Below are 15898 nucleotides of genomic sequence, written 5' to 3'. Positions count from 1 at the left end.
GCCGCTTGGCGCTGAGCGCATCCAAGCCCAGCGCGGATGAAGGCATCGTATGATGCCCCCATTATCGGGGGAGTCTGCTACGCTTGGGATCATCACCGGCTTTTCGGAGCTGCGCGACAAGGAGACCATGCGCCTTGCGCGGCTTGGCGAGTGCGATGTGTTGGAGAAACCTTTCTCGTTTTCGGATGTCCTAAACAGGAACCATGCATCGCTCAGTCATCCTAGCGATTGGACTGGCGGCAGCCACCACCATTTGGATGCTCTCCGGCGCTCTCATCGGCGCCTCGCGCACCGCGCAGCCCGCCCCCTCCCGCATCGCGCCCGACGCGGCAGCCACGCAGCGGTACATGACGGTGCTGGTGACCCACAGCCAGGCCGCGCCGGTGGAGCGCGAGATCCTGATCCAGGGGCAGCTCGAGCCCCGGCGCCGGGTCCGGCTGCGCGCCGAGACCGACGGCAAGGTCGTGCGGCTGAACGCCGAGAAGGGCGCGCTGGTCGCCGCCGGCGAGCTGCTGGTGGAATTGGCCGAGGAGGATCGACCCGCGCAGCTCGCGCGCGCCGAGGCCGAACTTGCCGCCCGTCAGCTCGAACTCAGTGCCTCCGAGACGCTCGGCAGTCAGGGCCTGCAGGCGCGCACCCAGATCAAGCAGACCCAGGCCGCCCTGGCCCGCGCCGAGGCCGAGATCGCCCGCCTGCGGGTCGAACTCGCGCGGCTGCGGATCCGCGCGCCCTTCGCTGGCGTGGTCGAGGCCCGCGAGATCGAACTCGGCAGCCTGCTGCAGCGCGGAGACGAGGTGCTGGAGCTGGTCGACAACAGCCGCCTGAAGGCGGTCGGCCAGGTGCCTCAGCAGCGCGCGAGCGCGCTTGAACCCGGCCAACCGGTGCACGTCACGCTGCTCGACGGCAGCCAGGCCGAAGGCCGGCTCAGCTACCTCTCCCAGGTCGCCGATGCGCAGACCCGAAGTTTTCGCGTCGAGGCCGAGATCCCGAATCCTGAGCGGCGTCTGGCCAGTGGGGTCAGCGCCGAGCTGCGCATCAAGATCGGTGAGGCGCGCGCGCATTTCATCTCGCCTTCGGTGCTGACCCTGGATGACAGCGGCCGCATCGGGGTGCGCGCCGTCGATGCCGAGGATCGGGTGCACTTCCACCCCATCGCTCTGGTGCGCACCGAGATGGAGGGCGTGTGGGTCTCCGGGCTGCCGCCGCAGGCGCACATCATCACCCAGGGGCAGGGCTTCGTGACCGAAGGCGAACAGGTGGAGCCGATCACCGCGACCACGGATCCGTCGTGAACGCGCTCATCGAGCTGGCCTTCTCCCGCAGCCGCACGGTCCTGCTCACATTGCTCTTCTTGCTCGCCGCCGGGCTCGCCGCCTACCAGTCGATCCCCAAGGAGGCCGAGCCGGATGTGACGGTGCCGATCCTCTATGTCGCGATGACCCATGACGGCATCTCGCCGGAGGACGCCGAGCGACTCTTGGTGCGGCCGATGGAGAAGGAGCTGCAAGCGATCGAAGGCGTCAAGGAGATGAGCAGCGTCGCCGCCGAGGGGCGCGCCTCGGTGCAGCTCGAGTTCACGGCTGGTTTCGACAGCAAGCGCGCGCTCGCCGATGTGCGCGAACGCGTCGATATCGCCCAGAGCGAGCTGCCCGCCGCGACCGACGAGCCGAGCGTACACGAGATCAACGTCGCCCTCTTCCCAGTGCTGACGGTGGCGCTCTCGGGGCCGCTGCCGGAACGTGGGCTGGTTCGCATCGCGCGCGATCTCAAGGATCGCATCGAGGCGCTCACCGGCGTGCTCGAGGTCGACATCGGCGGCGATCGCGAGGCCTTGATGGAGGTGATCGTCGAGCCGGCGATCATGCAGACCTACGGCGTCGATTATGGCGAGCTGTTCGATCTGATCAGCAGCAACAACCGCCTGGTCGCCGCCGGCGCCCTGGATACCGGGGCTGGACGGCTGGTGCTCAAGGTGCCGGGCGTGGTCGAGTCGATCGACGACATGCTCTCGATGCCGGTCAAGGCCGTCGGTGATCGCGTGGTGACCTTTGGTGATGTCGCCAGCCTGCGCCGGGGATTCAAGGACCCGGAGGGCTTTGCCCGCGTCGGCGGCCAACCGGCGGTCACCCTCGAGATCAAGAAGCGGGTCGGTGCCAACATCATCGAGACCATCGCGGCGGTGCGCGCGATCGTCGAACAGGAGCGCGCGCACTGGCCGGCGAGCCTGCAAGTGGCCTACATGCAGGACAAGTCCGACCAGATTCGCGAACTGCTCGGTGATCTGCAGAACAATGTGCTCTCGGCCATCCTGCTGGTGATGATCGTGATCATCGCCGCGCTCGGTCCGCGCTCGGCGCTACTGGTCGGCATCGCCATCCCGGGCTCCTTCCTGAGCGCCATCCTGGTGCTGAACGCGCTCGGTTTCACCATCAACATCGTCGTCCTGTTCAGCCTGATCCTGGTCGTCGGCATGCTCGTCGATGGCGCCATCGTCGTCACCGAGCTGGCCGATCGGCGCCTGGCCGCCGGCCAGCCCGCGGCCGCCGCCTATGCCGGTGCCGCCAAGCGCATGGCCTGGCCGGTCACGGCCTCGACCCTGACCACGCTCTCGGTGTTCTTCCCGTTGCTGTTCTGGCCGGGTCTGGTCGGCGAGTTCATGAAGTATCTGCCGATCACGGTGCTGATCGCGCTGAGCGCCTCGCTGGCGATGGCGCTGATCTTCGTGCCCGTGCTGGGGTGGACGATCAGCGCCCGCGCGCCCCAGATGCCGTCCAGCACTCCCGAGACCGGCGCCATCACCCAACGCTACCTGGCCCTGCTCGCGCCCCTGTTGCGCCATCCCGGCAAGACCCTGGCGGTGGCGCTGCTGGCGCTGATCGGCTCTTATGCGGCCTACGCGCAGTTCGGCAAGGGGGTCGAATTCTTCCCCGAGGTCGAGCCCGAGATGGCACTGGTGCAGGTGCATGCGCGCGGCGACCTCTCCATCCGCGAGAAGGATCGCATCGTGCGGCAGGTCGAGCAGCGCATCCTCGGCCTGGCGGGCCTTGCCGCAGTCTATGCACGCTCCTACAACAGCGCCTCTGGACAAGCGGGCGGCGGCGCCGAGGATCTGATCGGCACCATTCAACTGGAATTCACCGATTGGGATCAGCGCCGCCCGGCCGAGCTGATCCTCGAGGACATCCGCGCGCGCACCGCCGCGATCCCGGGCATCCGGGTCGAGACGCGCAAGGCCGAGGGCGGCCCCGCGGAGGGCAAGCCGATTCAAGTCGAACTCAGTGCCCGCGAGACCAGCCGCATTCCGGGCGCGGTCGAGCAGGTGCGCGCGCTCATCGAGCGCCTTGGCGGCTTCGCCGATGTCGAGGACAACCGCCCTCTGCCCGGCATCGAATGGCGACTCGAGGTGGATCGCGAGCGCGCGGCCCGCTACGGTGCCAATGTCGCCCTGCTCGGCAATGCGGTGCAGATGGTCACCCAGGGCATCCAGCTCTCCGAGTACCGGCCGGATGACAGTGATGATGAGGTCGATATCCGGGTGCGCTTTCCCGATGGGGAGCGCACCCTTGGGCAGCTCGACAGCCTGACGGTGCCGACCGCCAATGGGATGGTGCCGATCAGCAATTTCGTCGAGGTCAAGCCGGCGCCCAAGGTCGGCACCCTGCATCGTGTCGATGGGCGCCGGGCGATCACCGTGCAGGCCGATGTCGCCGAGGGTGCCCTCGTCGACAGCCAGCTACGACGCCTGCGCGAGGCGCTTGCCGAACAGCCGGTCGACCCGGCGGTGAGTCTGCGCTTCAAGGGGGAGGACGCCGATCAGCGCGAGGCGGCGACCTTCCTGAGCCAGGCCTTCCTCAGCGCCCTCTTCTTGATGGCCCTGGTGTTGGTGACCCAGTTCAACAGCCTGTATCAGGCCATCCTGGTGCTCTCGGCGATCGTCTTCTCGACCGCTGGCGTCTTGCTGGGCCTGCTGATCACCGGCCAGCCGTTCGGCATCGTCATGGTCGGCCTTGGCATCATCGCCCTTGCTGGTATCGTGGTGAACAACAACATCGTCCTCATCGACACCTACAATCGGCTTCGCCGCGAGGGCCGGGAGGCGATCGATGCGGCCCTGGAAACCGGTCGCCGGCGCCTGCGGCCGGTGTTCCTGACCGCTTTTACCACGGTGCTCGGGCTGATGCCGATGGTGTTGTCGATGAACATCGACCTGGTGGGGCGCGAGATCAGCTTCGGCGCGCCCTCCACGCAATGGTGGACGCAGCTCGCCAGTGCCATCGTCGGCGGACTCAGCGTCGCGACCCTGTTAACCTTGGTGCTAACACCCTGCCTGCTGGTGCTCGGCGATCAGCTCGCGACCTGGTCGGCTATCACTCGCGCCCCGCACCGAACTCATCCGCGGCGCGATCCAACGCATCCTGGTCGAGGCTTGTCACCAGCACGGCTGGACCATTCCCTTCACCCAGATCAGGCTGCATCAGGCGACAACCTGAAAGGGCGCTTAGGCTCCAGCACCGCCGAGGTGGGGCCGAAGCCGCGCTCGCAGGGGCAAATGATCCGAGGCGGCACGAGTGGCCTTGGTGCGCACAACCTCGGTCTCGATGAGTTCAAGGTCAGCCCCGAACCAGAGTCGATCCAGCGCCAACAGCGGCCAGCGCGACGGAAAACTCGCTAGCGCCGGCGCCGCGCCGAGATGGCGATTGAGCGACGCCAACCGGCCCTGACGAGGCCACCACTCGTTGAAATCACCCATGAGCACCAGAGGCGTCCGCGTTAGGGCCGCCACCTCATCAAGATGCGCGAGGATCGCCGCGATCTGGCGCCGACGTTCCGACGCTCTCAGTCCCAGATGGGTCGCCAGGCAGCGCAAACCGGTAGCGCCGGTGCCGGCAACCACATCCGGGTACCATGCCACCTCCACATCGATCAGCCCACGCGGCTCGCGCCCTGGTTGGCTGATGTCCAGCCGTTGCTGGCTCAGTACCGGCAGCCGACTCAGCAGCAGATTGCCGTAGTGATGCGGCCCACGCAGCATGGTATGACCGAGCACCGCCTCATAACCAAGCTCGTGTAGGCGTTGCAGGAAGATCCGTGGCGCGGCGACATTGGCAGGCGTCTCGACCTCTTGCAGCGCGATCAGGTCAGCATCGAGCGCGGCGATGGTCTCAGCGATACGCAACGGCTGTTTGCAACCATCGCCACCCACCGCACGATGGATGTTATAGCTGACGACGACGATCTCGGAGTCGGTTTGAGCACCGAGTGCGCCGCCCCGCGCGGGCTTGGCCTTAGACATGCTTGCGTAGCATGCGATGTCCAAGCCAGAGCAGACCACCGCCGAGCACCACCGCGCCCACGACCAACGCCAGTGAGCGCATATCGGTCCGTCCAAGTAGCTTCAGCAGCCCTTCCGAAAATAACGCCATTGCGATCACCCCCGGCGCCATCCCGATCAGGGTGCCCAGGACGTAATCACGGAATCGCACTTGCAACGCGCCAGCGAGCAGATTCAGCACCGCGAACGGCGCCACCGGGACGATGCGCAGTGTGACCACCGTGAAGATTCCACCCTTGGTCAGACGTTCACGCAGCTCGCCAAGGCGTCCGCCGAGGCGTTTCTTCGCGGTCTTGGCGCCGGTGTAATGACCGATACCATACCCCCCGACAGCGGCGATCGCCGAGGCAACGAGGGCGATCAGCGCGCCGAGCAGTGGATCGAACACCAGGGTGGTCACCAAGATCAACAGGGTTACCGGTACAGCCACCAGGCTGGCGATCACGAAGGCCGTGAGCACAATCGGCACCCCCCAGGCAGAGTGGGTCAGAGTCCGCGCGGTCTCGGCGAGGCGTTGCGGTTCGAGCCAGTCACCGACCGGTGTCCAACGCCAAAGCGCCGCAAGCACCAAAAACGCAAGCACCAACCCAATGCCAAACAAGGCGCGCCACCGCGCCTGCGGCTCAAGCTCATCACCGACGACCACATCACCGACCCAGTCAGGCGAGAGCGACCGATCCGGATCGATGAGACGCTCATCGGGCAACTGTCGGTTCCATTCCGGGTCGAGTTCGGGCTCGAGCACACGCAGATACAAGCGCTCATCGCCCGCCTCCGCGCGCTTAGGAGGCTGCTCATCGTCAAGGAGACGCGCGAGCGCCCGCCCCCACCGCGCCGAGGCCGTGCCCGATGCCACGGCCCCCGCGTCTTGCTCGATATGCGCCACTTCTTCGGGCGAGCGCCACAGAAACATGCCGAGTAAGCGCCGTCGCAACTGTTGGATTTGGGTGCGCGCGGCCTCGCTCTCGCCGATCAGACAGAGATCACACTCGCTGTCGAGCCCCATCGAGCGATTGCTTAGGTTTGAGGAACCGAGTCGCAGCACGCGATCATCGGTGATCATCAGCTTAGCATGTACCATCAGGCAATCATCGCCGAGCGCTGGCAGGTCTGGATAAACGCAATGCAACCGTCCATGCTGATCTACCGACTGCAGCTCGTTCAGTAACCGGGCGCGGATCAGGTCCATTGTGTGCTGCTCGAGCCAATGGCCGGTCTCGCGCGGCAGGATGATCAGAATTTGGGGTCCCTCCGGCCGCGACAGAGAACACCGTAGCGCATCCGCGACTGCACGCGAGGTCAGATACTGATTCTCGATGTAGATCAGCTCGCGCGCCGCCGCGATCATGTCCAGATACAGTTGCTCGACCTCGCGCACCTCGGCGTACTCCTTGAACCTCGGCAGGGTGCGAGCGATACCGATGGCCTGCTCGCGTAGCAGTGGCTCGAGCGACTCGGGCCAGGGATCGCTCCGCGCCTCGGTGTCCACCGAGTGGTGCGAGCCTTGCGCTTGGAGCACACTCGGCACGCCGCCACCAGCGCGCGCCCAGCGCTCGGCGAACAGCTCGCCGAGCGCGCGCGCGGCGGCGCCATCAAGCAGTAGTTGCAGGTCATGGAAGGGCGGATAAGGGTCGCCGTCCGGATCACGCCGGCGCGGCTCATCGGCGCGATGCGCCTCGCTGTCCCAACGCCATTTACTGATGTCGAAGCCGCCGGACCAGGCCAGCGCGCCGTCGATGAGCACCAGTTTCTGGTGCTGGCTGCCGAGCAGCGGATGCTGGTCGTCGAGGATGAAATGAAGCCGCGGGTGGCGCTTCTTCGCATCCTTGTGCCAGGGCACCTCGCCGAAGAACAGTGGCTCGCGCTCGAGCGCGTAGATGGGCGCGTAGTCCCAGAGCAGGATAAAGATCTCGAGTTCGTGTCGCAGATCGAGCAACCGCGTGAGCAGATCGCCGAACGCGGTCGGCCAGCCATCCCCTGGATCCGGACGCACCAGCTCGAGCCGACTGTGGATGTCCCAGGCCGCGATCGCGATACAACGACGCGCCGCGATTAGGCTCTGTCGCAACATGCTGAAGTAGCATTCACCATCAACACACAGGCCGACCCGAGACGCTGTCTCGACGCGCCAGCAGTTGTGCCCAGGAACTAACGTCATTGGATTCGATTCCGTCATCGTCTCGCGTCCTCCATCCGAGCGCATCCTCTCACCAAGCAACCAAGGTGGCCATACCGGCCAAGTAAAAGACAAGCACCGCGGCGCTCTCGAAACCGATATTGGCGACACCACGCCGCTCGCGACGGATCAGTCCCATCAGCAAGATCGCCGTGAGGAGGATGGTCAGACTGATGATGAACAGCGGCTGCGCGCTGATCGCGTGATAGATGGAGCCCTCGCGGTAGGCAACATCAGCCGCGACTAGGAATAAGGCATCGAAGGTATTGCCACCGATGATGCCACCAACAGCCAACGTCAGCGCCCCCTGTCGCACCGCAGCCACGGTGGTGACCAGCTCCGGTAACGAGGTCGCAACTGCGGTAAATAGACTGCCAACCAAGGTTTCGGAGAGTCCGGTGTGGCGCACCAACGCAATCCCGGAAACGCCGACCAACCAACCCGCCACCGCCACTGTTGCCGCCGCGAGCAGGAAGGCGCCCCAAAGGCACCAGCCCACATCCGCGCTCGACGCAGGCGCCTCGCTAGGCTCATCCTCCAGGGTCAGCGCCGTGCGCACTGGCGCCCAGCCTGGCGCCTGTTGGGTTTGGGAGGCGAGTCGCAACCCAAGCGCATAGAGCAAAAGGATGATCAGCGAGGCTGGATGCACGCCCCACAGGCTGATCTCCGGGCCGGTCGCGGCCAACACCGGCAGCGATAGCAGCGCGCAGAGCAGCGCGCCATTGATCATGTTGGTCACCGAGGCCGCAGCATGCTCGAGATTAGCACGCCGGTAGACGACATCCGCCACCACGAGGAAAGCCGTTTGCGCCGCAATCCCGCCCACCGCATTACCCACGGCTAGATCGGCACGCCCAGCCAAAGCCGTGGTGATCGAAGCGACGCTACCGGGCAACGAGGTCACGGCGCCCAACAGCACGGCACCGAACACCGCCTCACCGAGACCGGTGTGGTCGGCAAGGCGATCGGCGATGCGCGTCAGCCGCGAGCCGACGAGTGCGATCACCAGGCTGCCACCGCCGAACAGCAGCAGCGTTAAGGGTAGCGAGAGCTGATCGGGGGCCATGTTACCCAGCGCCTGGGCGCTCAAGGCAGCCGCTCTACATGCCGCACGACCCACTGCTCGACCGGCAGCCCACGCAGCAGGCAATCGCCCGGGCGATCCAACACCCCATCGATACGTACTGGAATGATCCGGTTACTCAAATCAGCGCCCGCCGTTGCCAGACGTACCTGAAGATAGTCTGGTGTATAGCCGACCCGGGACGACGCATCGTCCCCGTTCACCAACCCCTCCACAAGGACTGGCTGTACCGAACCAACCTGCCGCTCTAGCCAGGCTCGCTTAAGCCTGCGTGCCAGCGCGTGCAGCTCGCGGCCGCGCGCGCGTTTTACCTCGCTCGCCACCTGATTGGGCATCTCGGCGGCGGCGGTGCCCGGTCGCGGTGAATAACTGAAGATGTGCAGATCGCCGAAGCCGATCGCTTCGACGAAGGCCAAGGTCTGGGCCCATTCGGCATCGCTCTCGCCGGGGAAGCCGACGATGAGATCGGTGGTGATATTGAGGTTGGGCACGGCCGCGCGCGCGGTCTCGACCAAGCGCGCGAACTCGGCGGTCTTGCACCGTCGCGCCATGCGCTTGAGCAGGCTGTCGGCCCCGCTCTGCAGCGGTAGGTGCAGATGCGGCATCAGGCGCGGGTTCTCGAACAGCGCCCAAAAGTGCTCCGGCAGCCCCCAGGGCTCGACCGAGCCGAGACGCACCCGCGCCACTTCGGTCTCGGCGAGTACGGCGGCCAGCAGCTCGCTCAGGCTCGCGCCGCAATCGCTCCCATAGCCGGCGGCGTGTACCCCGGTCAGGACCACCTCTTGCACGCCATCGGCCACGAGCTGGTCGATCTCGTGGCAGACCTCGGCGAGCGGCCGACTGCGCTCGGCGCCGCGCGCGCGGGTGGTGATACAGAAGCTGCATTGATAGCGGCAGCCGTCCTGGATCTTGATGAAGGCGCGCTGCCGCCCGCGCGCGAACAACGCCGCCGCGCCGGGCTCGGTCGCGGCCTCGGGCATCAATGGCAATGCCAGGGCCTGCTGCGCGATCGAGACCAAGTGATCCTTGTCCTGATTTGGCACCACCAGATCGACGCCCAGCTCACCGAACGGTTCCTGCTCCAGCGAGACCGCGCAACCACTCACCACGGTGCGCGCGCGCGGGTGCTCACGCTGCAACCGACGTAACAGTTTGCGTGACTTGCGCACCGCCTCGGCGGTCACCGCGCAGGTGTTGACCACGATCAGATCAGCCGCCTCACCCTCGCCGCTGAGGCGACAGCCACGCGCCTCGAACGCGCGTGACCAACCCGCGAGTTCGGCCTCGTTCAGGCGACAACCCAGGGTACTCAGCCTGACGCGCACGTCGGTCGATCCAGGGCTGAGCGCCTTAGCGCCAAGACGGCGCGGCCTGAGCGGCAGCGCGCGGGATCGTCACCCGCACCTGCTGCTCGCTATCCACGCGCTCGAGCCTGGCGAGATCGCCATCCGGCGGCACCGGCAGTCGGCGCGTGCGGCTGCCGGTCGAGATGCGGTAGCTCTCGCGATAGCCACGCCCATCGTCGAACGACTCGGACCGATGCGTGCGGGCATCGACACGGGTGCGCACCATCAGGCTGCGGCCAAACGGGCGGATCTCGACATGCTCCGGCGGCAGACCCTCGAGATCGATGATCAACAGGTACTGATCCTCGGTGCGTTCCTGCCGCATCCGAATCCGTCCCGGATGAGGTCGAGGGCTGGAGTGGGCAGCGCTACTCGCCGTCGTGTCAGCGGGCCCGAACGCCTGCATGGGTGGGCTATACACCGGCGTGGGCGGGCCATACGCCGGCGTAAGCGGGCCATGCGCCGGCGTAAGCGGGCCATGCGCCGGCATCATAGGCGGGCCATAGGGCGTGCCGGCAACGGCGACCGTGGTGAGCAGCAGGAGTCCGGCGAATAGGCCGCCGGCGCCAAGCGCGGCAGTCGTCAAGCAGCGTGTCATCGGTGGAAACCCTCCCAAAAAGCGCAAAGCAGGCAAGTGGTTGGGAGGGATTATAGCGGTTCGCATCAGGTCCGCAGCCGCCAGGTCGGGCGCGCGTTGACATCGATGAGTCCATGGTGCCGCAGCCAGGCGCGCGCCTCCTCGGCGTCCTGCTCGAACCAAGCCGCAGTGCTGCCGAGCCGAAAACTGTAGCCCCAGGCATCCATATCGGCGAACAGGCGCTCAGGCCCCACCCTCGGCAGCTGCTCCGCCATCAGCACCTGCAGCACGCAGACCGCATCCTCCTCGGCGACATCGCCACCGGCATCGGTATGCAGCGCTGCGCGCCGCGCGCCATCCATGCAGACGAAATGCGCGGCCTCGTGCAGCGCCGAATGCACCGGCGTATCGTCGCGCAGATAGATGAAGGGGCTGATCAAGCCGGCCTCGGGCGCGCCCCAAAAGGAGCCCGGAATCGCCGCGCCCGGCTCGACCCGCAGCGGCTGTAGCGGTTGGAGCTGGCGCAGCAGCGCGTCGATTTCATCACGGTGTTCGCGGTAATGGAGCATCGGACCCTCAATCTCTCTCTTGGACAAGCGACGGCAGTTGCAACCAATCGGGCTGAACGTGCTAGCGTAGGCGGCTTTGCACACACGTCTTATCGCATGACTGCACTCAGCGTCCACCGCCTCAACAAGACCTATGGCAATGGCCTCCAGGCTCTGCAAGATGTCGACCTCGAGGTCGAGGCCGGCGACTTCTTCGCCCTGCTCGGCCCCAATGGCGCCGGCAAATCGACGCTGATCGGCATCATCACCTCGCTGGTGCGCAAGAGCGGTGGGCGGGTCGACGTCTTCGGCCACGATCTGGACCATGAGCCGCAAGCCGTGCGCGCCAACATCGGCGTCGTCCCGCAGGAGTTCAATTTCAATCTCTTCCTGCCGGTGATCGAGGTGGTGCTGAATCAGGCCGGCTACTTCGGCGTACCGCGCAAGGAGGCCCGCGAGCGCGCCGAGATGCTGCTGCGCAAGCTCGATCTCTGGGATCGGCGCGAGACCGAGATGCGCCTGCTCTCCGGCGGCATGAAGCGTCGCTTGATGATCGCCCGCGCGCTGGTGCATCGGCCGCGGCTGGTGATCCTCGACGAGCCCACCGCCGGGGTCGATATCGAGATTCGGCGCGCCATGTGGGGCTTCATGCGTGAGATCAACGCCGGGGGCACGACCATCATCCTCACCACCCATTATCTGGAAGAGGCAGAAAGCCTCTGCCGCCATCTCGCCATCATCGATCAGGGACGCATCCAGGCCCGCTCCGATATCGCCACCCTGCTCGGTGAGCTGCATGCCGAGACCTTCGTGCTCAATCTCAAGGGGCGCCTTGGCCAGTTGCCCGATCTCGGCGCGTTCATGATCGAGCACATCGACGAGAGCACGCTCGAGGTGCAGATCGATCGCGAGCATACCCTCAACGGCCTGTTCGAGGCCCTCTCGCACCACGGCATCGAAGTGCTCAGCCTGCGCAACAAACAGAACCGACTCGAGAAGCTCTTTCTCGATCGCGTCGACGCAGGACGCGAGGCGGCACGATGAGCAAGATCAGACAGAATCCCGACCAACAGTCCATGCAAGATCCCCGGCAAGCGCAAGCCCCGCTGGTCGAGGGCAACCGCTGGCGCCGCTACCGCATCACCTTCATGACCCTGTTCAGCAAGGAGGTGATGCGCTTCTCGCGCATCTGGGTGCAGACCATCCTGCCCTCGGCGATCACCACGACGCTCTATTTCGTCATCTTCGGGCGCCTGATCGGCGATCGCATCGGCCCGATGGAGGGCTTGCCCTACATCGATTTCATCGTCCCCGGCCTGGTGCTGATGGCGGTGATCACCAACGCCTACAGCAATGTCGTCTCCTCGTTCTACAGCAGTAAGTTCTCGCGCTATATCGAGGAGCTGTTGGTGTCACCGGCCCCGAACTGGATCATCCTCGCCGGCTATGTCTCGGGTGGCGTCGCGCGTGGGCTGACGGTCGGCATCGTGGTGATGATCGTCGCCGCCTTCTTCACCAGCTTAAGTATTCACAATCTGGCCGTGACCCTATTGATCCTGTTGCTCACCGCGATCCTGTTCGCGCTCGGCGGCTTCATCAACGCGGTCTATGCCAACAGCTTCGATGACATCTCGATCGTCCCCACCTTCGTGCTGGCCCCATTGACCTATCTGGGCGGGGTGTTCTATTCGATCGACTTGCTCCCCGAGCCTTGGCAGACGCTCTCGCTCGCCAACCCCATCCTCTACATGATCAATGCCTTCCGCTACGGCCTGCTCGGTGTCAGCGACATCCCGCTCGGCATCGCCTTCTCGATCATCGCGCTTTTCATCGTCGCCCTCGGCGTTTACAGTCTGAGCCTGCTGCAGCGCGGCGTCGGCATCAAACATTGAACTGCGCAGCAGACGCAGCGCGCACCTGCCCTAGGAATCACGCCTCGTGGCCAACCCCAACATCACCGCTCCCGCCAAGAAACGTCGCCGCCCAGCGCGGCGCCGCTCTGGGCTTGGCCTGTTTCTCGGCTTCGTGTTCAGCGGCCTGTTGCTCATGCTCATCGCGGGCGGCTTGGCGCTCGCGCTCTATGGCGTGCAGCTCGACGAAGTCGTGCGGGAGAAATTCGAGGGCCAGCGCTGGGCGCTCCCGGCGCGCGTCTATGCCCGTCCCTTGGAACTCTATGTCGGGCGTCCGATCACGCGGGAGGCGCTGATCGGCGAACTCGAGCGGCTCAAGTACCGTCGCTCGGCCGAGGTCGAGCGCGCCGGCAGCTTTGATGTCGACGATGACCGCATCCTGGTCCGCACGCGGGCGTTTCGCTTCTGGGATGGCGCCGAGCCCGAGCAGCGGATCGCGATACGCATCGCCGATGGCCTCGTCACCGATATGCGCTCGGGCGACAACGGCCGTGACCTCGCCCTGGTGCGGCTCGACCCGGCGCTGATCGCCAGCATCTACCCCACGCACAATGAAGACCGGGTCCTGCTGAGCCGCCAACAGCTCCCCCCGATGCTGATCAAGACCCTGCTCGCGGTCGAGGATCGCCGCTTCTATCAGCATCACGGCATCGACCCCAAGGGCATCCTGCGCGCCGCCTACGAGAACCTGCTGGCCGGGCGCACGGTGCAGGGCGCGAGCACCCTGACCCAGCAATTGGTCAAGAACTTCTATCTGACCCAGGAGCGCACCCTCGAGCGCAAGGCCAAGGAGGCCTACATGGCGGTGCTGCTCGATCGCCGCTACTCCAAGGAAGAAATCCTCACCGCTTATGCCAACGAGGTCTATCTCGGCCAGGACGGCAGCCGCGGCATCCACGGCTTTGGGCTCGCCAGCCGCTTCTATTTCGACCGCGACCTCGATGAACTCGGCGTGCCCCAGGTCGCCCTGTTGGTCGCGGTGCTCAAGGGGCCGGGCGAATACAACCCGCGCCGCCATCCCGAGAAGGCCACCGAGCGCCGCAACCTGGTCATCGATCTGATGGCCTACCATCAGGTCATCAGTGCCGAGGAGGCCGAGGCCGCCAAGGCCGCTCCGCTCGGCATCGAGGAGGGCGGCGCCCGGCCGTCCGGTGACTATCCCGCGTTCATCCAACTGGTGCGCCGTCAGTTGCAACGCGACTATCGCGACGCCGATCTGCGCTCCGAGGGACTGCGCATCTTCACCACCCTCGACCCCTTGATGCAGACCCAGACCGAGGCCGCCATCGGTGAGCGCATGCCCAAGCTCGATGCTCAGCGCGGGTTGCCCGCCGGAACCCTGGAGACGGCGGCCGTGGTGACCTCGGTCTCGCAGGGCGAGGTGCTGGCGCTGGTGGGCGGACGCAAGACCGACTACGCCGGTTTCAACCGCGCGCTGGATGCCGTGCGTTCGGTCGGCTCGGCGATCAAGCCCGTCATCTATCTCACCGCCTTGGCGCGGCCGGAGCGCTTCTCGCTGCTCACCCCCATCGCCGATCGGCCGATCAGCCTGCGCGTGGGCACGCAGCTGTGGACGCCGCAGAATTATAATCGCCGCGTCCACGGCAACGTGCCGCTCTATCGGGCCCTGGCCAAGTCGTACAACCTAGCGACGATCAACCTAGGGCTGCAGGTCGGCATCGACGAGGTGGCGAGCATGCTCAAGCGTCTCGGCGCGGTGCGTCCGATCCAGGTGGTGCCCTCGATGTTGCTCGGCTCGGTTTCGCTGCCACCGATCGAGCTGGCGCAGGTCTACCAGAGCATCGCCGCCGGTGGCTTTCGTGCCCCGCTGCGCGCGATTCGCGAGGTGCTCAATGCCGACGGACAGCCGCTCAACCGGTATCCGCTCGCAGTCGAGCCGGTCGTGAGCAGCGATGCGGCGTATCTCACCCAATGGGCGATGCGCAAGGTGGTCGAGGAAGGCACCGCCACCTGGCTCAAGCAGCGCCTGCCCGAGGGCATGCAGGTCGCCGGCAAGACCGGCACCACCAACGAGATGCGCGATAGCTGGTTCGCCGGCTTCAGCAGTGACCGGGTGGCCGTGGTCTGGGTCGGGCGCGATGACAACAAGCCGATGGGCCTGACCGGCTCCAGTGGGGCCTTGCGCGTCTGGGGCGACATCATGGCCGAGATCGACAGCCAACCGCTGAGCGATGAGATCCCGAATTCGATCGAACTGGCCGATGCCTGCGGGCAGCGCGACATCCCCTTCAGTCGCGGCCATGCCGGTGCCACCACCTGTGGCGGTGGCGGCGACAGCGACAGCGAACCTCGCGGTGACGATGCGGCGCCAAAACGCCCGCAGGACAGGCAAGACACGCAACCCCAACCTGCACCGCCGCCACCGCGCGAGCGCCAAGAGCCGCGCAATACCAGTCCCTTCATGAGCGATTTCTACGGCAACTGACCATGTACAAGCCTCTTTCTGTGCTCACGCTCCTCGCGCTCGCCCTCAGCGCCTGTTCGTCGATGGAACGCAGCGGACCACCGGCACCCATCGTCGAGAGCCACTCCGCCCCCCGCGTCGAGCCGGTGCCGATCGAGACGCAGCCCGAAGCGCCCCCCGCGCCGGAACCGACGCGCGTCTATGCCTATACCCCACCCGAGCAGATCAATGACGCGCAGCCTGGCGCCGAGGCCACGACCAACGGCGACGCCGCCGCTCCATCCGAAGCCGCGCCCGCGTCCCAAGACCAAGCGCGCCCGCCACAGCCAGCCGAGCCCGCGCAAGCCGCACGCGAGCCGAGCCAGGACCCGGCTCGCGCGCCCGAGCGCGCGCCAGCCCAGCCCAGCCGCCCGGCTGAGCGGACCGCACGACCGGCACCGCGCGAGACGACACCGCCGACACAGGGCGCCACCGAGGCGAGCGCCCCACCCGCCCCCGAG

General features: G+C 66.2%; 10 protein-coding genes and 2 pseudogenes. 6 read left to right on the top strand and 6 right to left on the bottom strand.

The window, feature by feature from the left end; genetic code table 11:
* Nucleotides 1–203: 203 nt before the first annotated feature.
* Nucleotides 204–1292, top strand: coding sequence for an efflux RND transporter periplasmic adaptor subunit (locus tag CCR82_RS02735; protein ID WP_201243827.1), 1089 nt, complete (start codon nucleotides 204–206; stop codon nucleotides 1290–1292).
* A complete protein-coding gene (locus CCR82_RS02730; protein WP_338073087.1) occupies nucleotides 1289–4672 on the top strand; it encodes an efflux RND transporter permease subunit in 3384 nt (1127 codons plus the stop codon). Before CCR82_RS02735 ends, CCR82_RS02730 begins: the two co-directional genes overlap by 4 nt.
* Here CCR82_RS02730 and CCR82_RS02725 read toward each other — a convergent pair.
* From CCR82_RS02725 to CCR82_RS02700, 6 genes and pseudogenes are all read right to left on the bottom strand, one after another.
* Nucleotides 4610–5293, bottom strand: a pseudogene (locus CCR82_RS02725) (endonuclease/exonuclease/phosphatase family protein); the annotation flags it as partial. The gene CCR82_RS02730 and the pseudogene CCR82_RS02725 sit on opposite strands and share 63 nt — an antisense overlap.
* On the bottom strand, nucleotides 5286–7403 hold the full coding sequence (locus tag CCR82_RS02720; protein WP_242513204.1) for a VTT domain-containing protein: 2118 nt from the start codon (nucleotides 7401–7403) through the stop codon (nucleotides 5286–5288). The pseudogene CCR82_RS02725 and the gene CCR82_RS02720, both read right to left, overlap by 8 nt.
* A 136-nt stretch (nucleotides 7404–7539) precedes the next feature.
* Nucleotides 7540–8574 (bottom strand): sodium:calcium antiporter, encoded by a 1035-nt coding sequence (locus CCR82_RS02715; RefSeq protein WP_201243824.1) that lies wholly within the window; start codon nucleotides 8572–8574, stop codon nucleotides 7540–7542.
* Between the two features lie 20 nt (nucleotides 8575–8594).
* The gene (gene mtaB, locus CCR82_RS02710; protein WP_201243823.1) at nucleotides 8595–9917 is read right to left on the bottom strand and encodes a tRNA (N(6)-L-threonylcarbamoyladenosine(37)-C(2))-methylthiotransferase MtaB; all 1323 of its coding nucleotides are present in this window, start codon (nucleotides 9915–9917) and stop codon (nucleotides 8595–8597) included.
* 25 nt (nucleotides 9918–9942) lie between these two features.
* Nucleotides 9943–10536, bottom strand: a complete 594-nt coding sequence (locus CCR82_RS02705; protein ID WP_201243822.1) for an Hsp20/alpha crystallin family protein — start codon at nucleotides 10534–10536, stop codon at nucleotides 9943–9945.
* A 65-nt stretch (nucleotides 10537–10601) separates the two neighbouring features.
* Nucleotides 10602–11084 (bottom strand): hypothetical protein, encoded by a 483-nt coding sequence (locus tag CCR82_RS02700; RefSeq protein ID WP_201243821.1) that lies wholly within the window; start codon nucleotides 11082–11084, stop codon nucleotides 10602–10604.
* Nucleotides 11085–11180: 96 nt separating this feature from the next.
* Between CCR82_RS02700 and CCR82_RS02695 the strand changes: the two genes are divergently transcribed.
* The 4 genes and pseudogenes from CCR82_RS02695 to CCR82_RS02680 form a co-directional block, all read left to right on the top strand.
* A complete protein-coding gene (locus CCR82_RS02695) occupies nucleotides 11181–12107 on the top strand; it encodes an ABC transporter ATP-binding protein (protein WP_201243820.1) in 927 nt (308 codons plus the stop codon).
* Nucleotides 12108–12139: 32 nt separating this feature from the next.
* Nucleotides 12140–12955 (top strand): ABC transporter permease, encoded by an 816-nt coding sequence (locus tag CCR82_RS02690; RefSeq protein WP_201243855.1) that lies wholly within the window; start codon nucleotides 12140–12142, stop codon nucleotides 12953–12955.
* A gap of 46 nt (nucleotides 12956–13001) precedes the next feature.
* Nucleotides 13002–15419: a penicillin-binding protein 1B gene (gene mrcB, locus CCR82_RS02685; RefSeq protein ID WP_338073086.1), complete on the top strand. Its 2418-nt coding sequence runs from the start codon at nucleotides 13002–13004 to the stop codon at nucleotides 15417–15419.
* Between the two features lie 2 nt (nucleotides 15420–15421).
* A pseudogene (locus tag CCR82_RS02680) lies at nucleotides 15422–15898 on the top strand (hypothetical protein); the annotation flags it as partial.

The sequence above is a fragment of the Halochromatium salexigens genome (genome assembly GCF_016653295.1).
GTDB classification, from domain to species: Bacteria; Pseudomonadota; Gammaproteobacteria; order Chromatiales; family Chromatiaceae; genus Lamprobacter; species Lamprobacter salexigens.
Note: the sequence above shows the minus strand (reverse complement) of the source record. Positions and strands in the feature narration are given on the sequence as shown.